The organism is Pseudomonas sp. TE12234 (assembly GCF_054061835.1).
The window spans coordinates 36,887-59,593 of record NZ_JBSSEP010000016.1; the positions used below are offsets into that span (position 1 = coordinate 36,887).

A 22,707-nucleotide genomic window follows, 5' to 3' on the forward strand; every position below is an offset into this window, starting at 1 on the left:
GATGATGAAATGACGGAAAGCTGTCCGATACCTGGAGATATTGGTCGCAATGACCCTGAAATCAACAGGTGCACAACCACCCACTACCGGCTATTAATACCCCTCCCCCTCACGGACCCGAGCCCCCACCATGAAATTCGACCTCGCCTACTGCCTCAGCCTCGACGCCAAGCTGTCGATCTATGACGTGCGCGATTTGAATTTCGACGAGACCATGGCGTTCGATTCCGCCAAGGAACACTTCCAGTGCCCCAACGATGCCTGTCGTTTGGCGTTCGATGTGGCGAACGAGTTGGGGACGTTCAATGCCAAGAATGTGAATTACGTGCGCACGCCGCACTTCAAGAACTTGCCGAGTACGCGGCATGTCGAGGGTTGTCCTTATGTCAGCCTGAAGATGCCGGCATCGGGTGTGGAGGCGGACGGGGCGGAAACGGATGACGGTCGCGAGGAGCATTTCCCGTCAGAATTGTTACTGACTCGACGTGCGTATGTGCGTCAGCCGTCCAGCCCGGCGGTGGCGCCCGACAGTAAAGGGCATGAGCCCGCAACGCCTTCAGCCGCCAATCATGTCGAACCGCCGAGCCACGATTCGACACCGGACAAGACCAGCGTCTTCGCCCACCCGGTGGAGTGTTTCGTGTCGAACTTCGACGACAAGGACTTGCTCAAGCGCATGCCGTTGAAGATCGGCGAACACACGGCAACGTACGCGGCGTTTTTCAAGAAGATCGAGTACCTGCAGGACAACAAGGGGCTGATTTACTGGGGCAAGATCAAGCAGATCAAGGACTACACCCAGAGTTTTCGCATCGACTTCGAGAAGAAGGTCTGGTTTGAGAAGAAGCCATACTCGGTCAATGTTTACCTGAGCAAGAAGCTGATCGACACCTACCGCAAGCGCAAGGCGTTCCTGGAAGAGATCAAGCACGCCATCGAGAGCGGGCGCGAGTTGTATTGCTTCTTTTATGGCGTGACGCCCGAGCTGAAGCAGGTGCCAAGCAAGAAAAACCCCGAGCAGACGTTCGGGGTGTTCAGTGCCAACATTGAGAATCTGGATCACTTTATTGTGCGGGAGGCGCCGGGGCTGGAGGGAAAATGACCGCGCTCAGCCCAGGCCCATGCTGATCATCACCAACACCAGCAACCCGACGTATACCCGCGCGTGAATCTGATCCGGTATGCGCCCGATCCAGGGCGTGGCCAGGCGAATCCCCACCACCGATCCAACCGTCAACACCGCAAACGCCAGCAGATCCACGTATCCGACAAACCACGGCCCCAGATCAAACGCGCTGAAGCCGGCCATGGCCATGTAGGTCAGGGTCCCCGCCAGCGCCACGGGCAAGCTCAGCGGATTGGCCATGGATGTCGCCTGGGACATGCTCAGTCCGCATCGGCGCAATAACGGCACGGTCATGACGCTGCCGCCCACGCCGAGAAAGGTGGCAATGAGGCCGATTCCCACACCGCTGCCAGACTGTTCTGACCGACTCAATCGCCGTGGATTTCGCAGCTGGGTAGGTGTAAGAAAGCCGTCTCTGAACAGGCAATCCAGAATGGTCAGCCCCAGGTAGGCGATAAAGGCCAAACGAATGAGTTGGCCACTGGCCTGCATCGCGGCCACGGCGCCGAGTGCCGCTCCCACACCAATGAAGCCGCCCAACGGCCACAGGTAATGGCGAATGAGATGACCGGCGCGGTGGTGTTTTCCGGTGGCGATCAGGGAATTGACGATCATCACGCAGGTCGAGGTGGCAACGGCAATGTGCATCGCCGCTTGGCCGATGGGGTCGTCGACACCGTGCCTGGCCATGAGCATGCGGTAGAGCAATGGCACCACGACGAAGCCACCGCCAAAACCAAACAACACGGTGGTAACGCCGCTCATGCAGCCGAAGAGTGTCAGCCATAGATAGAACATTGCGCGTCGTCCGTTGATTGAGAGCGGTCGACGATAAAGCGCTGCGCCTTGGCCTGCTTCAGCAAGTCAGCTAATAATGTTTGCGTTTACGCCAACCGTGGGGGGCTCAATGCGCAATATTTCGATTGATCTGCTGGACGCCACGCCGCGCCCGGTGGTCGCCATCGGTACGGATTATGCCTACGGCCAATGGTTGCCCCGCCATACACACCGTCGCGCGCAGTTGTTGTATGGCGCCACGGGGGTGATGCAAGTGAGCACGCATGACGGCAATTGGGTGGTGCCGCCGCAACGGGCGGTATGGATTCCGGCGGGGGTGGCGCATGAGGTCTTGATGCTGGGGGTGAGCACTCGCAGCTTGTACATCGAGCCGAGTGCGATCGATTTGGGCCAGCGCTGTCAGGTCATCAATGTGTCGCCGTTGATGCGCCACCTGTTGATGGAAGCAGTGGAGATCGCGCTGGAGTACGCCGAAAACAGTCGCGACGCTGCCCTGGTCGATTTGCTGCTGCACGAACTGGCGCTCAGCACTCACCTGCCGTTGCATATCCCGCTACCGCTCGATGCGCGCCTGCTCGCGTTGTGCCAGGCCTTTGTGCAGCGACCCGACGCCCACCAATCGCCGCAACAATGGGCCGATCAATTGCATGTCAGCTTGCGTACGTTCAATCGCCTGTTTCGCCAACAGACCGGCTTGAGTTTCAGCCAATGGCGGCAACGCGCCTGTGTGGTGCTGGCGCTTGCGCGACTGGCCGCGGGTGAACCGGTGACCAGCATTGCCCTGGATTTCGGTTACGACAGCCCGGCGGCATTCTCGACCATGTTCCGACGCCTTTTGGGTCAGCCGCCATCCGTCTGGTTGGAAGGGGCGAAATAGCAGAAATCGAAAAATCAAATTGATCCGGGCTCAAAACAACTGTACAAAAACACAGTATATTTTGGATCAACACTCTCGAGCCCGGAGAACACCATGGCCTCTCAAGCGATGAAAATCACCCTGGAACGTATTGCCCTTTTCCAATTCACCCCGGCCCACTGCGCCCAGGCCCGAGCGATGCTGGGCTGGAGCGTGGAGGAACTGTCTCGCGAATCCGGGGTTTCGGTGGAGGCCATTCAGCGTTTCGAAGCGGAGCAGGATGTGCGGGACGTCACCCGGCTGACACTGGCGTATCGGTTTGAAGCCGAAGGGCTGGTGTTCTTCCCGGGGTTTGCACCGGGGCGCGGGATGAACCTGAGAGGTTGTACCCCCAATCCAATGGAGCGGGCGGATTTTGCGATGGTTGAGTAATCGAAGGCATCGATTGACGATTATTCCCATATAGGTATATTTTCGCAGAAGTACAAGGAAGCCACTCCTGTGGGTCGGTAGCAGCAAGAAAGATCTCAAGCAATTTCCCGCAGATGTACAGGATGTTTTTGGGCACGCTCTCGATCTGGCGCAAAGCGGTAAGAAACATCCTGACACCAAGCCTCTCAAGGGCTTTGGAGGTGCCGGGATCCTAGAGTTGATTGAGGACTTCAACACGAATACCTACCGCGCCGCTTATACCGTTCGTTTCGGTAGTGCCATTTATGTTCTGCACTGCTTTCAGAAAAAGTCGACTAGTGGCATCAGAACCGCGCAGTGCGACATCGATCTGATCAGGATGAGGCTTCAAGCCGCGCAGGATCATGCGAAAGGATCAGGAAATGATTGAAATCGAAGAAAGCAGCGGGAACGTCTACGCAGACCTGGGGACTCCCGATTCCAACGAAATGCGGGTCAAATCCCAGCTGGCCGCAAAAATTGGTGAAATCATCAAGGCACGCCATTTAACCCAGGTCCAGGCGTCGGAAATTTTAGGGCTGTCGCAGCCCAAACTTTCCGAGATGCTGCGCGGCAAGTTCCGAGGCATCAGTGAAGCCAAGATGATGGAGTGTCTGCTGCTGCTGGGGCGCGATGTGCAAATCGTCGTCAAGTCGGCCCCCCGATCACGAAAAGAGGGCCGGCTTGACGTCGTTTTTACCTGAAACGCCAACTATCCAACGCAACTTATGCATTCCGCACAGTCACCCGATCACTCTCCCCCTCCACCTCCAACCACCACGCACCACCGCGCTGCGGGTACATGAGGTTGAACGCCTCGCCCATCTGCGGCGTGGTAATCGAAACGCTGCGATCCCAGGCCAGGGCCAGGATGCGGTCGAAGGGTTCGTACCAGGCGTGCATCGACAAGTCGAAGGTGCCGTTGTGAATCGGCAGCAGCCAGCGGCCCTTGAGGTCGATGTGGGCTTGCAGGGTTTGTTCCGGTTGCATGTGCACGTGGGGCCACTCGACGTTGTAGGCGCCGGTTTCCATGAGGGTCAGGTCGAACGGGCCATATTGTTCGCCGATGTGTTTGAAGCCTTCGAAGTAGCCGCTGTCGCCGCTGAAGAAGATGCGCGTGTGGCCGTCGATCATCACCCACGAAGCCCAGAGGGTGCTGTTGCCGTCGAACAGGCCGCGACCGGAGAAGTGTTGTGAGGGGGTGGCGACGAAACGAATGCCATCGACTTCAGTGTCCTGCCACCAGTCCAGTTGCCGGATCTTGCTGGCGTCGATGCCCCATTTAATCAGGGTGTCGCCCACGCCCAGCGGCGTGAGGAAGTACTTGGCCTTGTCGGCGAGTTGCAGAACGGCCTGATAGTCCAGGTGATCGTAGTGGTCGTGGGACAGGATCACCGCTTCAATCGGTGGCAATTGCTCGAGGCTGATCGGCGGCTGGTGAAAGCGCCTGGGGCCGGCCCACTGCACAGGCGACGCACGTTCGGCGAAGACCGGGTCAGTGATCCAGAACTTGTCCCGCAATTTGAGCAGCACCGTGGAATGGCCAAGGCGATAGACGCTGTGGTTCGGCGCGGCAATCAGTGCCGCCTGGGTCAGGGTTTGCACCGGCACGGGGGCGCTCGGCCGGGTGTCGCGCGGCTTGTAAAAGATCACGTTCCACAGGATGCGCAGGGTCTTGCGAAAGCCTTCGCGCTTGTACGGCGCATGGTTGAGGTATTGCCCTTCTGTCTGACGGGACGCTTCAGAGGCGGCAACGATGTCCGCGGGGGAAGTGGTATTGGCCATGACTGAATGACTCCGGAGAAACCGCAAGAAACCGATTTCTCAAGGTTGGACGATGAATGGCCAAGGCATGCACGCATCAGCCGGATGGTTCTATTTATCACTGGGCAGGATTAACAAAACATTACACTGCACCGTGTAGTTTCTAGGTTGCATCAAAGCGGATGACAAGTAAACTGCCCAGTGTAATTTTCCACTTACCTCTGCCGAAGCGTACTTATGACAGCTCCACAGCGCCTCACCGACCGAAAACGCGACGCCATCATCCAGGCGGCCATTGCCGAATTCCGTGCCAACGGTTTCGACATCACCAGCATGGACAAGATCGCCGCCACTGCTGGTGTGTCGAAGCGCACGGTGTACAACCACTTCCCCAGCAAGGAAGAGTTGTTTGCCGAAATCCTCAATCAATTGTGGGCCCGCGTAACGTCGGAGCCGGAAACGCCCTATCGCTCTGACCAACCGCTGCGGGAACAACTGCGCCTGCACCTGATGGCAAAAATGCAGATGCTGGGCGATGACAACTTTCTCAACCTGGCACGAGTGGCAATCGCGGCCACCATCCATTCCCCCGAGCGCGCACAAAATATGGTGGCTCGCATGGGTGAGCGCGAAGAAAACCTGACGGTGTGGATTCGTGCCGCCCAGGCCGATGGTCGGTTGAAAGCTGTCGATCCCGGGTTTGCTGCGCAACAGGTCCAGGGCCTGCTCAAATCCTTCGCGTTCTGGCCGCAGGTTTCCATGGGGTTGCCGGGCTTGTCGGCAGAGATGCAGGGCACCGTCGTGGAGTCGGCACTGGACATGTTCCTGGCCTGCTACCAGTTGCAATAAATGACAATGTGCTGGCGTTGTCTCTCGTTGGGCGGCTGCAGATAAATCGGCGCAATGTGTTTCAGAATGAAACTAACGTCGGGGTTATAGTGAGCCCAAGTCCAGCCTCCAGTAGAGATCACCATGAGCACGACCCCCAAAGACAAACCCGACTCCCCCGTCGATCACCTGCGCTTTCATCGTCCTCACGCCCACCTGGCGCCGACCTTTGGCGATGACAAGTTCGCCCTGCGCGCCGAGGCCTTTGCGCGGTTCTTTGGCACGCCCACTTTTCTCGGTGCCCAAACCCTGATCGTCGCGGTGTGGATCGTCCTCAACATCTCCGGTGTAACCCACTTCGACGCGTATCCCTTCATCCTGCTCAACCTGGCGTTCAGCCTGCAGGCAGCCTATGCCGCACCGCTGATTCTGTTGGCCCAGACCCGTCAGGCGGCACGGGATAAAGCGCAGTCCGATGCCGATGCCCAGCATCGTGAAGCGCTGGCGACCGCCAACAGTGAGCGACAGGCAGAGGCGGCGAAGAACAATGCGCAACTGCTGCAATTACTCGAACAAAACACTCGTCTGACTGAAATGACCAAGGAACTCAGCGAACGCATCGAAAACCTGACCTCGGAAATGCATCAACACGTGTTGAATTCGGCACCCTCAAAAAGCTGACCTTTCCAAGGCAAGCTTCAATGCCCGCCCCAGCTCATCAAACAAGGTGACCACCGAGCGCAAGGCGCGGCAATCCGGGCGGGTCAGCAACCACAACGCGGTGTCACAACCCTGCAGTGGCTCACCCAACGCCTGCAATCCGTCGCCGATCAGGAAATCCGGTAGCGCCGCCACCCCCAACCCTGCCCGCACCAGCTCGGTTACCGACAGCATGCTGTTGCAGCGATAAGCGGGCGTCACGCCGGGCAATGCCTGACGACGCCAGGCAATGGTCGGGTGATCGGGCAGGAATTCGTCCGGGGCAATCCAGGTCAGTGCGGCGAGGTCACGGGTATCGACCGATTGCAGATAGCTCGCGCTGGCGCACACCCGGTAGGAGATGGCCGCCAATCGCCGCCCGACCAAATGCTCGGGCGGTGTGCGGGTCAGGCGCAGGGCGATGTCGGCGTCGCGGCGGCTGAGATTGGCGAAGTCGTTGGAGGTACTGAGTTCGATAGTCAACGCCGGATAGTTGGGCATGAACGGTGCCAGCGCCGGCAGCAACAAACCTTGCAGGACAGAGTCGGTGCAGGTCAGGCGCACGGTGCCGCTGATGACTTCACCACCCTGCTCCACGCCAATGCGCGCGGCTTCCAGTGCTTGTTCGGCGCGCTCGGCCTGTTCGGCCAGGGCCTGCGCCAGGCTGGTCGGCAAGTAGCCGGCACGACTTTTTTCGAACAATTGCTGACCCAACGCGGCTTCCAGTCGACGCACCGCCCGAAACACCGTCGAGACATCCACCCGCAACAGCTGCGAGGCCCGAGCCAGAGAGCCGCCACGCACCAGCGCAAGAATCAGCGCCAGGTCCGGGTAGTTCAGTTGATAGTGCGTCGCTGCATTGATCACTTGGGAAAACGCCCATATTGAGTGCGTGAACGCCAATCTATAGTGAGCGCCAGGAATCAACAAGCGCCGAGGTTGCTCATGGAAAACCGCGTCATCCGCATCGCCCTGATCGGCGACTACGACCCGCACGTCACCGCTCACCAAGCGATTCCCGTGGCCCTGAACATGGCTGCCGAACACGGCGGCCACAACGTGCAAGGACATTGGCTGGCGACTGACAGCATCCACGCCGACACCCCGCTCAATGGCTACGACGGTTTCTGGTGTGTGCCCGCCAGCCCCTACCGCAATATGGACGGCGCGTTACGGGCGATTCGTTTTGCCCGCGAACAAGGGCGACCTTTCCTCGGCACCTGCGGCGGCTTTCAACACGCCGTGCTGGAATATGCGCGCAACGTGCTGGGCTGGGCGGATGCCGAACATGGCGAGACATCGCCCAACGCTGCACGGGCCTTGCTCACGCCGCTGGCCTGCTCGCTGGTGGAGGCCATCGACAGCATTCATTTGCGTGAAGGTTCGTTGATCGCCAAGGCGTACGAAACGTCTGAAATACGTGAAGGCTACCGCTGCAATTACGGTGTGAATCCCGAGTTCGAGCGAGCACTGCTCAGGCATGACCTTCACAGCGTCGGGCAGGATTCGGCGCACGGCTTGCGAGCGGTAGAACTCGCCAGGCATCCGTTCTTTGTCGCCACCTTGTTCCAGCCAGAACGCGCCGCGCTCAAAGGCACCTTGCCGCCGCTGGTACGGGCTTTCATCCAGGCCTCCTCGGAGCAGCCGTCATGATTGCCAACACGCCGCCGGCCCCTTACTTCGCCGTGATCTTCACCTCGCTTCGCACCGAGGGGGACCAGGGTTACGCCAAAGCAGCCGAGCGCATGGTCGAGCTGGCCCGCGAACAGCCGGGGTTCCTCGGGGTGGAGTCGGCACGGGGCGATGACGGGTTGGGGATTACCGTGTCGTACTGGGCCAGCGAGGCGGCGATTCTGGCGTGGAAACAGCATCCTGAGCACAGCGCGATTCGCGAACGGGGGCGCTCGACCTGGTATGCGCATTGTCATACACGGGTATGTCGGGTTGAGCGGGCTTACGAGTTCCAGCGGTAGTTGATGCGGTGTTATTGAGGCAGCCATCGCGAGCAAGCTCGCGATGGGGCCAGTCGATTCACCGCACGCACTCAACCCCGCACCGATTGCCTGACCGCCAAAATCTCCGGTACTTCCCGCCGCTGCATGTACACCCGCAACGGCTCGGTGATGTTGATCCGGTCATCGATGTTCTGATCCAGCAATAACTGAATCGACTCGCGCTTGAGGGTCATGGTTTGCTCGGCACCGGGCGCCCAGACGAATTCGCAGGCAGGAATGATGCCGTCATCGGCCACGTCCATGCCGAAGGCGTCTTCACTGAAGCGCACGATGTAACGGCCGGTCTTGCGATTGAGCCCGACGAAACCTTTGAGTTGGTCGGCGGCCTGGCAGATGAGCTGGGAAGTGATGCGCATGAAAACCTCACAAAAGGTGATGGATGGTTTACACGCAAGGAAGGCGAGTGGGTTTCCCTCTGCTGGGGAAGTTGTCGGGGCCAAGGGTACTGCAAAAAAACACGTTGAACAGAGGGATGTCGATCAGGCGATAGCACTTGTAACGCTCAGTTGCTACAAGAGAGGACCTCGACAACCCATCGCGAAAGGATTTCGACCATGTCCACTACCTTCAGCAAAAGCGCCCTGCTGTTGAGTCTGCTGCTCGGCCTGGGCCAGGCCCAAGCCCAAAACCAGACCGCCAGCGAACCCGGCCCAGCCGCACTGGCGACGCATTTGGGCATCCCGCATCCGGCGGTGATTGCCCACCGTGGCGCGTCCTACGACGCGCCGGAATCCACCGCCGCCGCGTACAAGACCGCCCGCGACCTCGGTGCCGATTACCTGGAACTGGACCTGCAACGCAGCAAGGATGGCGTGCTCTTCGCCCTGCACGACAACAACCTGCAACGCACCACCGACGTCGCCAGCCGATTCCCCGAGCGCAAGGACAGCCCGGCCACCGCGTTCACCCTCGCCGAACTGAAAACCCTGGACGCCGGCAGCTGGTTCAACAGCGCCTATCCCGATCGTGCGCGGCCTGCCTTTGCCGGCCTGAAAATCCTCACACTCGATGAAATCATCGACATCGCCGAAGGCAATCCGCTGCAAAAACCCGGCCTGTACATCGAAACCAAGGAGCCCAAGCAGTTTCCCGGCATCGAGCGCGATCTCAAGGAAAAACTCCAGGCCCGTGGCTGGCTGATTCCAGCGGGTTCCAAACCGTCGAACAGCCAGGTGGCTGTCGGCCGGGGCAATGGCAAGGTCATCCTGCAAACCTTCGAGAAGAGCAGCCTCGAGCTGCTGCAAAAGGAAATGCCTCAAGTGCCGAAGGTCCTGCTGCTATGGGTCGGCGAAGGCAACATCGAGCCGGCCTCCAAAGTGCCGTTTGCCGAGTCCGGCGAAAAAGACAAAGCCGCTTACTACGCCAGACAGCAGCCCAAAGACAAAGCCGAATTTGAGCGCTGGATCGACTACGCCAAGGCCCAGGGCGCCATCGGCACCGGCCCGTCCGCGGCCCTGACCCGCGGTGGCGATCAAAGTTACGCTGACCTGGTGAAACCCTGGATGAACCAGTACACCCACGATCAGGGGCTGTTGGTGCACGTCTACACCATCGACGATGCGCTGGATTACCAGAAAGTCATGGACGCCGAGGTCGATGGCATCTTTACCAACCGCACGAGCGAGTTGTTGAAGTTCTACAAGCGTCCGGCGTCGGCGAGCGTGGCGCAGGTGCTGCAGAACAACGGTTTTTGATCGGGGATCGGGGCGCCCGCATCGCTGGCTTGCCAGCGATGCCTGGCAATTAAGGCTGAATTAAGTGGCCTCTCTTAACCTGACGCCACTCAAACAGCTCATCCAAGGAAAGACGCCCATGAAAACCCTGACCGCCCTGTTCACCGCCGCTGCCTTGACCCTGACCGCCGGTTTCGCGCAGGCCGATGTTCGCGTGGACGAGATCCCGCAACTGGTCAAGGACGGCAAGATCAAGCCGTTGGAAGATCTCAACAAAATCGCTCTGGATCTGCACCCGGGTGCATCGATCACCAAAACCGAGCTGGATAACCATTTCAACGGTTACGAGTATGAGATCGAATTGCGCGACGCGCAGAACGTCGAGTGGGATGTGGACATCGACGCCGCCACCGGCAAGGTCCTGAAGAACAAGCAAGACAAGTAACCGCGACACGCGCAAAAGCCGCACGACCGACCATCGTGCGGCTTGTGCGCGTGTTCAGTTCACGCCGACGTGCTGACTAGCGAACCGGACGTGCTGCCGCCCTCTTCCTGCAAAGCCTGCAACAGCGATGCGGTGGCGGTTTGCAACGAGGCAGAGGTTGTCGCTATCTGCGACTGGGCCGCCGCCACATCAGCCGCCTTGGCATCGGCACTTTCCTGCTTGGCCTGGGCCGCTTGCAGTTGTTGCTGTTGTTCCTGCAACTGCTTTTGCAGCTCGGCGATCTGCTTGCGCAGTTCCTTGACCGCATCGGATTCTTCGCTGCTGCTGGAGCTGCTGCCACCGGACGCCGGTGCGCCGCCAGCGGAAACCTTGCTGCCATCGCTTGCAGCCGACGTCGCGGTCGCTGCCGTGGTGGAGGTGTCTTCAGTACTCGTGGCGCTGGTCGAAGCCGTCGCTGTGCTCGACAGTGGCTGGGCGATTGAAACGGAGGTGATGCTGACCATGGGCGTTATCCAAAGTGGTTCGAATTCACCCCATCATCGACACGCCATGCCGGCACTTGAGATCGACTGTGTACCGACTCGGTAAGCAAGCAGGTACACAGCCGTTTTCATCACGCGCTCAAACGCGCCGTCACCTCGTTCAACGCCCCCGACAAGCCGTGCAGGTTGTTGCTCGCCGCCTCGGTGCGCTGCACGTTGTCCAGGTTGGTACTGGCGATACTGGTGATCTCCGTCAGATTGCGCGAGATGTCTTCGGCAACGGACGTCTGCTCCTCGGCGGCCGTGGCGATCTGGCGGTTCATGTCGCGGATCGCTTCCACGGCCAGGGTGATGCGTTCGAGCATGGCACCGGCTTCGGTGACTTGCTGCACGCTTTCCTCACTGCGCGACTGACCGCTTTCAATCGCCTGGGCCGCGTCCACCGCACCGCTCTGCACGGTCTGGATGATCTGGTTGATTTCGATGATCGAGGCCGCCGTGCGCTGGGCCAGGCTGCGCACTTCATCGGCGACCACGGCAAAACCGCGCCCCGCCTCTCCGGCACGAGCCGCCTCAATGGCGGCGTTGAGCGCCAGCAGGTTGGTCTGTTCGGCGATGCCGCGAATCACTTCCAGCACCTTGCCGATGCGCCCGCTGTCGGTTTCCAGCTGACGAATGACCGTGGCGGTGTTGGCGATTTCGCCGCGCATCCGGGTGATGGTGTGGATGGTGCCCTGCATGACTTTCTCGCCCTGCTGCGCGGACTGATCCGCATCGTCGGCGGCCCGTGCCGCATCGGCGGCATGGCGGGCGACTTCCTGGGCGGTGGCGGACATTTCGTTCATGGCCGTGGCCACCTGATCGGTGCGGTTGAACTGCTCGTTGGTGCCGCAGGCCATCAAGTTGGCAATCGAATTGAGCTCGCCGCTGGCGCTGTCCAGATCGGTGGCACTGCGTTGCAAACGGCTGAAGGTTTCCGCGAGAAAATCGCGCAAGGTATTGGCCGCCATCGCCAGTTTGCCCAGTTCATCCTGACGCTTGCTGGACACGCGCTCGGCAAACTTGCCCTGGCTGAGTTGCGCCACGTATTCGATCAATTTGCGAATCGGCTCGACCAGGTTGCGGTTGACCAGCCACAGGCTCAACAGACCGATCAACAGCCCCGAGGCCAGCATCACGATGATCCCCAGCAACACGGTGCGATCGGCACTGGCACTGAGCTGTTTGGATTGCTCCACGCCCTGCTGGCGCAACTCGCTGACCAATGCGCTCATCTGATCGCTGGTCGCACGGTCCACGCCCTTGACTGCGGTGTCGCCGGCAACGGGATCTGCACCCGCTGCCAAGTAGGCGTCACGGCCCTTCTGGTACGCGGCGCCCAGTTGGCGATGCTCGTCGCGCAGGCGTTCGATACGGGATCTCAGTGGCGGTTCGATGCCCTGCTGCCCGGCCAGTTCGCCGAGGATGCCCTGTACATCGCGCTGACGCTCTTCGAATTGCTTCCAGTATTTGTCCAGGTCCGCCGGTTGCTTGCCGCGCAACAGGACGTTTTTCCACTCTTGCACCTGCACTTTGAACTGCAGGTTGGCCTCATCGATCAGCTGCGACGTGCGCAACGGCCCCTCGATCAGGTTGGCGTAGCTCTGGACACCGCTGGACAAAAAGTGAAAACAGGCCAGGGCGATCAGCAACATCGCGACCAGACTGCCGCTCAGCAGGGCGAGAATTTGCGCTCTCAGGGACTTTTGCAAAAACATCGGAAAGTACTCATGACAGGAATGAAACACGCCCGGTTCAAGGCGTGAAAGGTATCCGGACATCCCTGTCTGCGGCGCTGGCCTCTGGCCAAAGGCGCGCAACTTACCCCAAGCGAGATCGGCGTGCCAGAGCCGTTCTTGAGGGCAATCCGACCGCCGGTAAAGCAATCGTTTGCCTTCACTTTATCGTCACAAAAACGTCATCCGCGCTTGCGATGATGCGGCGCAAGTGAACCTGTAAAACCCGCAGCAGGCGCCTCACCTTGCGAGCTCTCATGAACCACAGCATCGATCAAAGCCACCGCGACCCGGATCTGTTCGGCCTGCTTTACGGTTTCAGTTTTCGTCCCGGAGAGCGCGGTCGCGAGATCGATTCGGCCAGGGCATTGCAGTGCCTGCAGCAACCGAACGACAGCGACGAATTCCTCTGGCTGCATTTGAATCTGGCCCACGCCGCGTGCGAACGCTGGATGAAAAGCCACCTGGACTTGCCCGAAGAGTTTTTCGAGGCCTTGCATGAGGGCTCGCGTTCGACGCGCATCGAGCATGTCGATTCGGCCTTGCTGGCGGTGGTCAACGACGTGGTGTTCAACCTCAGCAGCATGGTCTCGTCGGATGTCTCGACACTGTGGGTGTGCGTGCGCAGCCGGCTGATCATCAGTGCGCGCCTGCAACCGCTGCACTCGGTGGACAAGTTGCGCTCTTCGGTGAAGGCCGGCGAATGCTTTCGCTCACCGCTGGAACTGCTGGTGCACCTGTTGCGCGATCAGGGCGAAGTGCTGACCCAGATCGTGCGCAAGACCAGCTTGAGTGTCGATCAGGTCGAAGACGAATTACTTTCCTCGCGCCTGTCGACCAACCGCGCCGAACTGGGCGCCAACCGCCGGGTGCTGGTGCGCTTGCAACGGCTGCTGGCGCTGGAACCGGGGTCGTTGCTGCGCCTGCTCAATCGCCCGCCGATGTGGTTGCAAAAGGAAGACGTGAAGGAGCTGCGCAAATCCACCGAGGAGTTCGCGTTGATCATCAACGACCTTACGGCGCTGGGCGAACGGATCAAGTTGTTGCAGGAAGAGATCGCCGCCAACATCAACGAACAGACCAACCGCACGCTGTTCACCCTGACGGTGGTGACGGTGCTGGCGCTGCCAATCAATATCATTGCCGGCTTCTTTGGCATGAACGTTGGTGGCATTCCGCTGGCCGGTGATCCGGAAGGCTTCTGGATCTTGGTGGCGCTGGTCGCGACCTTCACAGTGATCGCCGGACGCTGGGCGTTTCGCAAGCAGCAGGATTATTGACACGCCCTTCATCACCGGACACACAGATCGATGGCCCACGAAACACCAAAACCCTGATCCAAAGCAGTCTCCTTGTAATAATTGGCAACGACTATCACTGATACACCTCCCTCCTCAGGAATGTCAGTGATGGCTACGCCCACCTTCTCCGCCACCCAGGCGCCCGTCAGTAGCGCAAAACCGCAGTTGGACAAAAAACCTGGTCTGTTCACCATTGTGGTGTTCTTTGCGGTACTGGCCATTGGCTTGCTGTTTACCGCCTACAGCCTGATGCACGACATGAATGAACTCGGCACGGTGGTGACCACCTGGACGCCGTTTCTGCTGCTGGGCGTGGCGCTGCTGATTGCCCTGGGTTTCGAGTTCGTCAACGGTTTCCATGACACCGCCAACGCGGTGGCCACGGTGATTTACACCAATTCATTGCCACCGAACGTCGCGGTGGTCTGGTCCGGTTTCTTCAACTTCCTCGGCGTGTTGCTCTCCAGCGGCGCGGTGGCCTTTGGCATCATCGCCCTGCTGCCGGTGGAGCTGATTCTGCAAGTGGGTTCGTCCGCCGGGTTCGCGATGATCTTCGCCCTGCTGATCGCCGCGATCCTGTGGAACCTCGGCACCTGGTGGCTGGGCCTGCCGGCGTCCTCCTCGCACACCCTGATCGGCTCGATCATCGGTGTCGGCGTGGCCAACGCACTGATGCACGGCCGTGACGGCACCAGCGGCGTGGACTGGGCGCAAGCGACCAAGATCGGTTATGCACTGCTGCTGTCGCCGCTGGTCGGCTTCGGCTTCGCCGCGTTGCTGCTGCTGGCCCTGCGCGCCTTTGTGAAGAACCGCGCGCTGTACAAGGAACCGAAAGGCGACACACCGCCACCTTGGTGGATTCGCGGTCTGCTGATCGTGACCTGCACGGGCGTGTCGTTCGCCCACGGCTCCAATGACGGCCAGAAAGGCATGGGCCTGATCATGCTGATTCTGGTCGGTACGCTGCCGATGGCTTACGCCCTGAACCGCACCATGCCGGCCGATCAGGCGTTGCAATTCGCCGCGGTGGCCGAAGTCACCCAGCAAGCCCTGGTGAAAAGTGCCCCGCAACCCGCGCCCGCCGACCCACGGGCAGTGTTGTCCGACTATGTGCGCAGCAAGGCCGCCACGCCGCAGTTGGTGCCGGCCCTTGCCGCGCTGACCGGTAGCATTGGTAACCAGGTCAAGGGTTATGGCTCGCTGTCGAAAGTCCCCGTCGAAGCGGTGGGCAACGTGCGTAACGACATGTACCTGACCAGCGAAACCATTCGCCTGATGGACAAGAACAAGGTCGGCAGTTTCGACGCCGACACCAGCAACAAGCTGCAACTGTTCAAGCAGCAGATCGACAACTCCACGCGTTTCATCCCGCTGTGGGTGAAGATTGCGGTGGCGATCGCCCTCGGCCTGGGCACCATGGTCGGCTGGAAACGCATCGTGGTGACGGTCGGCGAGAAGATCGGCAAGACCCACCTGACCTACGCCCAGGGCGCCTCGGCGGAAACCGTGGCCATGCTGACCATCGGCGCCGCCGACATGTTCGGTTTGCCGGTCTCGACCACCCACGTGCTGTCTTCCGGTGTGGCCGGGACCATGGTCGCCAATGGCGGCGGCCTGCAAATGAAGACCATCCGCAACTTGCTGATGGCCTGGGTACTGACCCTGCCGGCGGCCATTGTGCTGTCGGGCAGCCTGTACTGGTTGTTCACGCAGTTGTTCTAAACCATCGCTAAACACCTGCAGGAGCGAGCCTGCTCGCGAAAGCGGCCTGACCGTCAGGATTGATGTCGACTGATACGCCGCCTTCGCCAGCAGGCTCGCTTCCACAGGTACAAAACCCACGGGCGCAGCCTGGGTTCGCAGCACATCAACCCGGCGGGTGTTCCCGCCGGGATTTTTTTCGTCCAGCGGCACGGCATTTGCTCACAAGCCCGGGAGCTTACGCTTTATTGACGCGCAACACGTCCAGCAGCCCTTCAGTTTGCTAGCGTGACGCCGACTCATAAAAGACTCGATGCATTCAGGAGTGGAATCGTGAATCTGTACATCAATCAGCTTCAACACAAAGCTGACTTCAAAGAAGCCATCTACACCGGCGATATCCACCATTTACAATAGCGTCAATTCCAGCGTCTTAACTGCTTTGCGGCGGAGTGAATGATCACTATTCAAACTTCCGACAAAATCCAAGACCAAGGAGCTGTACCTTAGTAGGTGAATAGCAATGCATACAAAGTGGTACATTCGCTTTTTTATATAGATAAATACTCAGAAAACAAAAATGATATAATTTTTAACTAGTATGTTTTTGAATTTATAATAAATTGATGATTATGAGGGACCCGTCGATGAATATAGAGTTTGTTAATCACGCCTCATTACTCTTAGAGGAAAATGGTAGTTTTTTTCTTACTGATCCTTGGTACATTTCACCTGCTTTTGGCGGCTGGATTCAAACCCCCTCACCTAACTTAAAGACTATTGAAAAAATACTCTCTCTTCCAGCCAGCAAGCTTAATATCATTATCTCGCATGGTCACGACGACCACCTAGACGAATTTTTTATTCAGAAACATCTAGCTGGCGCTTCATTCTTCGTCCCGAAATTCAAGACAAATGGACTGTCCAAGCGTATTGAGCGTCTCACAGGTCGTTATCCGGTTGAACTGACAGAAGAAGCTTATTATGTCGAAGGGGTGGAGTTGAGATGCTTCAAAAATCCAGAATTCACGGAATATGATTCGATTGTCACCATCACGTCTGAAACAGATGCTGTTATTCATGCCAATGATAATTGGCACGAGTATCCGGCTGCACTGACTAATAAACTCAATGAGTGCTTGAGTGCCGTCCCTGTTGAACGTCGTTATTTTTTTATCCAGTTTGGCATAGCTGATAGTTTTCCGGTTAACTACCCATCCTTTGATAATCAAAGCGCGGATGAGATGATTGAGTCTCGCTTCAAGCTTTATCAAGCTGCAACCACTGCAAACCTTAAGCATCTGGGGCTTGACAAAGGATATTATTATGCCAATCAATCACTATACCAATACCCTGCCTCTTGGGATAAAGCATCACTCTATGATCTTGCGCAAGATTTTTTGCGCAGAAATCCAGGACCGTTTATTCAGTGCAGCTCTGGGATCAACATAAAAACTAGCCAGATCTACAACGCCGCTAGTGATGAATTCTTTGATTTTTTGCTTGGAAGACTTGAGACCTTTATAAACAATGCAATTGATACTCCCACTCAAGTCAAGTTGATGACTTCTTCAAATGAATATGAAAGCGGTACAGTCGGCTACGAAGCTTCGCGACAGGTATGGTCTAGGATACTGAACGCTGAACTGACACTCGAAGCGATCATTATCGGAGGTATGGGGCTCATACACAGGCCAAATCAAAATATATCCAACATCCACAGCAAGGTATCTAAACTGGCTTATCTGATTCAAAGCAAATTAATTTCGAGCGGCCTTAACTTTTTAATGGAAAGCAAATGAGAACTAAAGACGGTCAGCTGTTTTTCACCCCCTCCAATCAGGCAGATGCATACGAAGAGTTGCGGAATATTCATGGTCAGATTCATACCATCGCAGGGGAATATTGGAATTGGCCTTCAGTTGCTACTCTGACAAGACCCACACTGGCGCGAATTTTAAATCTTAATTTCCTATACGATGAGATGCTCCCCGTTGCAGGGTCGATCTGCGAATTTGGCGTTCATTATGGTAGCAGCTTAGCAACATTACTAAATCTTAGAGCCATCAAGGAACCCTACAACTACTCCAGGCATATTTTCGGTTTTGACACTTTTAATGGGTTTGCCAGCATTGATGAAAAAGATGGGAAACTAGTAAAGTCCGGTGATTTTCATATAGACGATGGATATGAAAATTTATTAGATCGGCTTCTTCAAGCTCAAGAATCGCTAAGCCCTAATAATCACTTGAAAAAATATTCCCTCATCAAGGGAGATGCTTCAGTGACCTCGAAAAAATGGCTTGAAGAAAATCCTCACTCACTCATATCGATGGCCATTTTTGATATGGATGTTTACAAACCAACAAAGGATGTTCTAGAAGCAATAAAGCCAAGATTATCAAAAGGTTCGATTTTAGTGTTTGATGAATTAAACTGCCCTCACTTCCCTGGCGAAACACAAGCCTTGCTTGAGGTGTTTGATATGAATAATATTCAAGTCATGAGATCACCTTTCCTACCTTATACATCATATTTCCGCTTATAACTTTTAACAATGCGTCGTATGAATGGTCGTCGCTTTGAGGGAAAACTTTTAAATAGGCCTCCAGACTTGGTGAGTACCCACCCAAACGATTAAAACGGTTAAACCATCGGTGCCGATGAACAGATTTACTTCGTCGACACCGATTATGCCGAACAACATAAACAGCCCCACCGCGAATATTTCCTGATGGAGATGAATCAGGGATTACCCTAGAAGAGTTTGATTGCCTGAATTGAGCCGCCTTATCCAACGCGCGACGGCGGTAGTCTGGCCTATCAATTGATGGCGATACTACGCATACATCAAATGCAGGACCCTGCTTACAAACCGCCACCCTAGATCAGTTCGCGAGCCAGCTCGCTCTCGCCGTTTATGCGCCGCAACTTTCACGAATGACCATGCGCTCGCGCACCACGTCATACACCCAGTGATAAAGGTAGGTGTACGGCAGGAAAAACAGCAGCACGCCGATATCCAGCAAAAACGCCTGCCACAGGCTGATGTTCAGCCACCAGGCAATCAGCGGCACGCCGAGGGCCACCAGTCCGCCTTCAAACATCAGCGCATGCACCACACGAACCCAGGCGTTATGGGCAATGGCCAGGCGCTTGAGCATCCGATCGAAGAAACCGTTGAACACCACGTTCCACGCCAGGGCCAGCGCGGCCATGACCAGGGTCACGACGCCCATGTCGAGCATCGGTTTGTCCATGATCCACGCCAGCAACGGGGTGCAGATCAGGATGGCCAGCAATTCGAAACCGATGGCCTGGAAAATACGCTCAGTGATGGATTTGTTGGCGCTCATGGCCAGACTCCTTGAGTGACTGTGGTTGCCATGATCCCACCCCGAACCGATACTTAATAATCAATAACCATCGATCAAGGCGATAGTTCATGGCCTCTCAAGAAGTGTTGCAGGCCTTCGTCCAGGCCGCGACCCAAGGCTCGTTTTCCGCCGCGGCGCGTAAATTGGGCCGCAGCCAGTCGACCATCAGCGCGGCGGTGGCCAGCCTGGAAATCGACCTCAACCTGACACTGTTCGACCGCAGCAGTCGCAAACCCACGCTCACCCCGGCCGGGCACGTGATGTTGCAGCGCGCCGAGGACATTCTGGCCGCCACCAGTCGCCTGGAAATGGCGGCCAGCCAACTGTCCCAAGGGGTCGAGGCGAAGTTGACCGTGGCGCTGTCCGACACCTACCAGTCCGATCGCTTCGAAGCGTCACTCAGTGCCTTCGAGCAGCGTTATCCCGACCTGGAACTCGAATGCCTGATCGCCGAATGCGATGACCTCATCGCCCTGGTACAGAGCGGTCGGGCGCAGGTGGCCTTCGCCGAAATGCAGGACAGTTACCCACCGGATCTGGTCAGCTCGACAGTGGATGAACGCACGGACATCGCGCTGTTCGCCTCCCCCGAACATCCGCTGGCAGCGCTGCCATACATTGATCAGGACGTGCTGCAGCAACACCGTGAATTGCGCCTGGCAACCATCGTCAATCCCTACGAAAGCCGGGCAAAGGGCCGCGTCTGGTCGGCGCCGAGTTATCTGATGCTGCTGGAAATGGCCCAGGGCGGATTCGGCTGGGCACCTTTGCCACGCTGGCTGGTGGCGCGCTTCGGTCCGGGTACCTTGCAGGAACTGCCGGTGCGCGGCTGGCCGAAAACCGTGTCGGTGGATGCCCTGTGGTCGCGACTGCACCCGCCAGGGCCGGCGGGCAGTTGGCTGCTGGCCAAGATGCTGGAATGAGGATCACAGGCCCAGGGCCGAACTGTGGGCGCGTGGCTTGCCTGCAATGGCGTCAATTAAGACACCCCATCACTTGAACCCGATCACGCCGCCCCAACCCGCATCGGCTGATTCATTTGAAAAAACTCATGCAACCCACGCAACGCCGGCAACTCCAGCGCCTGGGCGGCGTAGCACAAACCCACCCGGCGCGTCGGGGTCGGCAAGTGCATCGCACGGGTAGTCACACGCGCCTGCCCGCTCACCAATGACTGCGGCAACATCGCCACGCCAATGCCCGCGGCCACCATGTGCAGCGCCTGTTTCAACGAGCCAGCATGCCCCGCCACCGCGTCTGGCGAGCGTCCGTACAGCGCCATCAAGCGTTGATGGGACGGGTGCTGTGGACAGGTGATCCAGTCACTGATCGGCGTCCAGGCTTGTGCGCTTTGCGCCACGGCCATCGGATGTCCCACCGGCAGCGCCATCACATAGGATTCCTCCCACAGCGGCAGGAACAGTTCATCCTCGCAACACATCTCCTCCACCGCCAGGCGTCCGTCACCACGGCAACCTTCCTCCAGCGTCAGCAGCAGGCTGGGCAGTGCCTGTCGGGCCATGCGCACGAATGCTTCGATGTGACTGTCGGCGATATCGCCTTCGATGCCCAGGGTCAGCGGCGTGCGGTTTTCCTGGCCGAGGAACAACCGGCTCAAGGCTTGCGCATCCGCCACCATCCGCAGGGCCTGGGGATACAGGACCCGCGCCTCATCGCTGACATCAACACCACGGGGCTGACGTATGAACAGCCTGGCGCCCAACTCTTCCTCAAGCTGTTTGATGGTCACCGACAGGGTCGGCTGGCTGACGAACAGCCGCTGGGCCGCGAGGGTGATGTTGCGCTCCTCGAACACCGCGAGAAAGGCTTTGAGGTGGCGGATATCCATAGACAGTTCCGATGACAGACAGAGAAATAAGGCATTTTTCAGCCACTTCGGCGGTAAATATACTGCGCTCCACGTTTAGTTATTTGTTTTTCTGATTTCAGGAGCCCAGTCATGCACAAGCCATTGATCATCATCACCGGAGCCAGCTCAGGCATTGGCGAAGCCGCGGCGCGCTTGCTGAGCGCTGCCGGCCATCCGCTATTGCTACTGGCGCGGCGGGTCGAACGCCTGCAAGCACTCGATCTGCCCAATACCCTCAGCCGCCGCGTCGACATCACCGATCGCACGACCCTGCTCGCCGCCGTGGCCGAAGCCGAAGCACAGTTCGGCCCGGCCGATGCGCTGATCAACAATGCCGGGGTGATGCTGCTGGGCGAGATGAGCAAACAGGACCCGGCAGAGTGGGACCAGATGCTCGACGTCAACGTGAAAGGCCTGCTCAATGGCGTGCACGCGGTAGTGGCCGGGATGGTCGAACGCAAACATGGCACGATCATCAACGTCAGCTCGGTGGCCGGGCGCAAGACATTCCCCAACCACGTGGCCTACGTCGGGACCAAATTCGCGGTGCATGGCCTGTCGGAAAACCTGCGTGAAGAACTGTCACCGCATAACGTGCGGGTCATCACCATCGCACCAGGCGCGGTAGAAACCGAACTGCTCGGCCACACCACCGATGAAGCGATCAAGACGGGTTACCAAGCCTGGAAACAGGACATGGGCGGGACAGTATTGAGCGCCGAGGATGTGGCATCGGCCATCGCATTTGCGTACCAACAACCGCAGAGTGTCTGTATTCGCGAGATCGTGATGGCGGCGACACGGCAGCAAAGTTGAGGGTTCCGGGGCGGTCGCGAGTGAGTGCCCACCGTCGAAAGGGTACATCTGCCGGTGATTGGTCGGCTATGAGACCGCCTTCGCGCTAGATCGAAGCGCGGCAGGCCGGGCGGCAACGACGATACCGGCACCAGAGCCCCAAGGAACCTGCTCCGGGCGGCGTTCCGACGATGGGCGTCAACGATGACGCGGGCTGTCTGAATACCCGTGTTGCCCGGACGTTCATCGCGAGCAGGCTCGCTCCTACAGTAGATTGGGTGCACCTGCGGGTGATTGGTCGGCTATCAGGCCGCCTTCGTGCTATATCGAAACGCGGCAGGCCGGGCGGCAACGACGATACCGGCACCAGAGCCCCAAGGGGCCTGCTCCGGGCGGCGTTCCGACGATGGACGTCAACGATGACGCGGGCTGTCTGAATGCCCGTGTTGCCCGGTCATTCATCGCGAGCAGGCTCGCTCCCACAGAAAAGCAACGCGCGCCACCCCGCTCCTCACCACTCATCAGGCCGAGCGTTAGCTCGCCAGCAGCTCTTGATCTTGATCCACCCGCCCCTTCGGGAGGCTGAGTGGAGGTGTTCATCCGGGGAGTGGCGCGCAGCGCCGTTCGACGCAGTCGAACACGCTGCATGCAGGTTGAAGCGAAGCCAACCGGAGGGCAGTGTCCCCGGATGGATACCGCAACGAAGGGACGCCGAGTCTAAGCGAGGGGCCGGACGCCGGGGCGAGCCTTTT

Annotated in this window: 25 protein-coding genes; 17 read left to right on the forward strand and 8 right to left on the reverse strand. The window is 58.3% G+C overall.

The features are described 5' to 3' along the window. Window positions 1-130 precede the first annotated feature (130 nt). Window positions 131-1,102, forward strand: a complete 972-nt coding sequence (locus ACVWYU_RS22185) for a hypothetical protein (RefSeq protein ID WP_457373668.1) — start codon at window positions 131-133, stop codon at window positions 1,100-1,102. A 6-nt stretch (window positions 1,103-1,108) separates the two neighbouring features. Here the strand turns inward: ACVWYU_RS22185 and ACVWYU_RS22190 are convergent, their stop codons facing one another. After that, window positions 1,109-1,924: a sulfite exporter TauE/SafE family protein gene (locus tag ACVWYU_RS22190; protein ID WP_457373669.1), complete on the reverse strand. Its 816-nt coding sequence runs from the start codon at window positions 1,922-1,924 to the stop codon at window positions 1,109-1,111. A 109-nt stretch (window positions 1,925-2,033) separates the two neighbouring features. On the opposite strand from ACVWYU_RS22190, the gene ACVWYU_RS22195 reads away from it, so the two are divergent. The 4 genes from ACVWYU_RS22195 (at window position 2,034) to ACVWYU_RS22210 (ending at window position 3,934) form a co-directional block, all read left to right on the forward strand. Further along, window positions 2,034-2,801 (forward strand): AraC family transcriptional regulator, encoded by a 768-nt coding sequence (locus tag ACVWYU_RS22195; RefSeq protein ID WP_457373670.1) that lies wholly within the window; start codon window positions 2,034-2,036, stop codon window positions 2,799-2,801. A 93-nt stretch (window positions 2,802-2,894) separates the two neighbouring features. After that, window positions 2,895-3,212, forward strand: a complete 318-nt coding sequence (locus ACVWYU_RS22200) for a helix-turn-helix domain-containing protein (RefSeq protein WP_090324630.1) — start codon at window positions 2,895-2,897, stop codon at window positions 3,210-3,212. A 67-nt stretch (window positions 3,213-3,279) separates the two neighbouring features. Beyond that, on the forward strand, window positions 3,280-3,621 hold the full coding sequence (locus tag ACVWYU_RS22205; protein WP_457373728.1) for a type II toxin-antitoxin system RelE/ParE family toxin: 342 nt from the start codon (window positions 3,280-3,282) through the stop codon (window positions 3,619-3,621). Further along, window positions 3,614-3,934, forward strand: a complete 321-nt coding sequence (locus ACVWYU_RS22210; RefSeq protein ID WP_090324633.1) for a helix-turn-helix domain-containing protein — start codon at window positions 3,614-3,616, stop codon at window positions 3,932-3,934. Before ACVWYU_RS22205 ends, ACVWYU_RS22210 begins: the two co-directional genes overlap by 8 nt. 22 nt (window positions 3,935-3,956) lie before the next feature. On the opposite strand, the gene ACVWYU_RS22215 is transcribed toward ACVWYU_RS22210, so the two are convergent. Beyond that, a complete protein-coding gene (locus tag ACVWYU_RS22215) occupies window positions 3,957-5,015 on the reverse strand; it encodes an MBL fold metallo-hydrolase (RefSeq protein ID WP_457373671.1) in 1,059 nt (352 codons plus the stop codon). Between the two features lie 216 nt (window positions 5,016-5,231). Here ACVWYU_RS22215 and ACVWYU_RS22220 point away from each other — a divergent pair, with 216 nt between their 5' ends. Next, on the forward strand, window positions 5,232-5,843 hold the full coding sequence (locus ACVWYU_RS22220; protein WP_457373672.1) for a TetR/AcrR family transcriptional regulator: 612 nt from the start codon (window positions 5,232-5,234) through the stop codon (window positions 5,841-5,843). Between the two features lie 123 nt (window positions 5,844-5,966). Beyond that, window positions 5,967-6,503: a DUF1003 domain-containing protein gene (locus ACVWYU_RS22225; RefSeq protein ID WP_457373673.1), complete on the forward strand. Its 537-nt coding sequence runs from the start codon at window positions 5,967-5,969 to the stop codon at window positions 6,501-6,503. Here the strand turns inward: ACVWYU_RS22225 and ACVWYU_RS22230 are convergent. Next, window positions 6,492-7,451, reverse strand: coding sequence for a LysR family transcriptional regulator (locus ACVWYU_RS22230; protein ID WP_457373729.1), 960 nt, complete (start codon window positions 7,449-7,451; stop codon window positions 6,492-6,494). The two genes, ACVWYU_RS22225 and ACVWYU_RS22230, sit on opposite strands and share 12 nt — an antisense overlap. A gap of 15 nt (window positions 7,452-7,466) precedes the next feature. On the opposite strand from ACVWYU_RS22230, the gene ACVWYU_RS22235 reads away from it, so the two are divergent. Together ACVWYU_RS22235 and ACVWYU_RS22240 are read left to right on the forward strand one after the other, a co-directional pair. Beyond that, the gene (locus tag ACVWYU_RS22235; protein WP_457373674.1) at window positions 7,467-8,174 is read left to right on the forward strand and encodes a CTP synthase C-terminal region-related (seleno)protein; all 708 of its coding nucleotides are present in this window, start codon (window positions 7,467-7,469) and stop codon (window positions 8,172-8,174) included. Beyond that, window positions 8,171-8,494: an antibiotic biosynthesis monooxygenase family protein gene (locus tag ACVWYU_RS22240; protein ID WP_248916764.1), complete on the forward strand. Its 324-nt coding sequence runs from the start codon at window positions 8,171-8,173 to the stop codon at window positions 8,492-8,494. Before ACVWYU_RS22235 ends, ACVWYU_RS22240 begins: the two co-directional genes overlap by 4 nt. 71 nt (window positions 8,495-8,565) lie before the next feature. On the opposite strand, the gene ACVWYU_RS22245 is transcribed toward ACVWYU_RS22240, so the two are convergent. Further along, window positions 8,566-8,892 (reverse strand): DUF2025 family protein, encoded by a 327-nt coding sequence (locus ACVWYU_RS22245; protein ID WP_457373675.1) that lies wholly within the window; start codon window positions 8,890-8,892, stop codon window positions 8,566-8,568. Between the two features lie 198 nt (window positions 8,893-9,090). Between ACVWYU_RS22245 and ACVWYU_RS22250 the strand changes: the two genes are divergently transcribed. Next, the gene (locus ACVWYU_RS22250) at window positions 9,091-10,230 is read left to right on the forward strand and encodes a glycerophosphodiester phosphodiesterase (RefSeq protein WP_457373676.1); all 1,140 of its coding nucleotides are present in this window, start codon (window positions 9,091-9,093) and stop codon (window positions 10,228-10,230) included. Between the two features lie 118 nt (window positions 10,231-10,348). Then, window positions 10,349-10,654, forward strand: a complete 306-nt coding sequence (locus ACVWYU_RS22255) for a PepSY domain-containing protein (protein ID WP_457373677.1) — start codon at window positions 10,349-10,351, stop codon at window positions 10,652-10,654. Window positions 10,655-10,713: 59 nt separating this feature from the next. Here the strand turns inward: ACVWYU_RS22255 and ACVWYU_RS22260 are convergent, their stop codons facing one another. After that, complete coding sequence (locus ACVWYU_RS22260; protein ID WP_457373678.1) at window positions 10,714-11,157, reverse strand: hypothetical protein; 444 nt, start codon at window positions 11,155-11,157, stop codon at window positions 10,714-10,716. A gap of 110 nt (window positions 11,158-11,267) precedes the next feature. After that, window positions 11,268-12,893 (reverse strand): methyl-accepting chemotaxis protein, encoded by a 1,626-nt coding sequence (locus ACVWYU_RS22265; RefSeq protein WP_457373679.1) that lies wholly within the window; start codon window positions 12,891-12,893, stop codon window positions 11,268-11,270. A 275-nt stretch (window positions 12,894-13,168) separates the two neighbouring features. Here ACVWYU_RS22265 and ACVWYU_RS22270 point away from each other — a divergent pair, with 275 nt between their 5' ends. The 4 genes from ACVWYU_RS22270 to ACVWYU_RS22285 all read left to right on the forward strand — a co-directional run bounded on the left by ACVWYU_RS22270 (window position 13,169) and on the right by ACVWYU_RS22285 (window position 18,461). Beyond that, the gene (locus ACVWYU_RS22270) at window positions 13,169-14,191 is read left to right on the forward strand and encodes a transporter (protein WP_090324653.1); all 1,023 of its coding nucleotides are present in this window, start codon (window positions 13,169-13,171) and stop codon (window positions 14,189-14,191) included. A 129-nt stretch (window positions 14,192-14,320) separates the two neighbouring features. Continuing rightward, window positions 14,321-15,934 carry an inorganic phosphate transporter gene (locus tag ACVWYU_RS22275; protein ID WP_090324655.1) on the forward strand — a complete coding sequence of 538 codons (1,614 nt, stop codon included), beginning with the start codon at window positions 14,321-14,323 and terminating at the stop codon, window positions 15,932-15,934. 626 nt (window positions 15,935-16,560) lie between these two features. Beyond that, window positions 16,561-17,715, forward strand: coding sequence for an MBL fold metallo-hydrolase (locus ACVWYU_RS22280; RefSeq protein WP_390957105.1), 1,155 nt, complete (start codon window positions 16,561-16,563; stop codon window positions 17,713-17,715). Continuing rightward, complete coding sequence (locus tag ACVWYU_RS22285; protein ID WP_390957106.1) at window positions 17,712-18,461, forward strand: class I SAM-dependent methyltransferase; 750 nt, start codon at window positions 17,712-17,714, stop codon at window positions 18,459-18,461. Before ACVWYU_RS22280 ends, ACVWYU_RS22285 begins: the two co-directional genes overlap by 4 nt. A 370-nt stretch (window positions 18,462-18,831) precedes the next feature. On the opposite strand, the gene ACVWYU_RS22290 is transcribed toward ACVWYU_RS22285, so the two are convergent. Next, the gene (locus tag ACVWYU_RS22290; RefSeq protein WP_090324656.1) at window positions 18,832-19,269 is read right to left on the reverse strand and encodes a multidrug/biocide efflux PACE transporter; all 438 of its coding nucleotides are present in this window, start codon (window positions 19,267-19,269) and stop codon (window positions 18,832-18,834) included. A gap of 89 nt (window positions 19,270-19,358) precedes the next feature. Between ACVWYU_RS22290 and ACVWYU_RS22295 the strand changes: the two genes are divergently transcribed. Continuing rightward, complete coding sequence (locus tag ACVWYU_RS22295; protein WP_248916770.1) at window positions 19,359-20,213, forward strand: LysR family transcriptional regulator; 855 nt, start codon at window positions 19,359-19,361, stop codon at window positions 20,211-20,213. Between the two features lie 83 nt (window positions 20,214-20,296). Here ACVWYU_RS22295 and ACVWYU_RS22300 read toward each other — a convergent pair whose 3' ends face one another. Then, window positions 20,297-21,139 (reverse strand): LysR family transcriptional regulator, encoded by an 843-nt coding sequence (locus ACVWYU_RS22300; protein WP_090324659.1) that lies wholly within the window; start codon window positions 21,137-21,139, stop codon window positions 20,297-20,299. A gap of 111 nt (window positions 21,140-21,250) precedes the next feature. Here ACVWYU_RS22300 and ACVWYU_RS22305 point away from each other — a divergent pair, with 111 nt between their 5' ends. Further along, complete coding sequence (locus tag ACVWYU_RS22305) at window positions 21,251-21,976, forward strand: SDR family oxidoreductase (RefSeq protein ID WP_457373680.1); 726 nt, start codon at window positions 21,251-21,253, stop codon at window positions 21,974-21,976. Window positions 21,977-22,707: the final 731 nt, after the last annotated feature.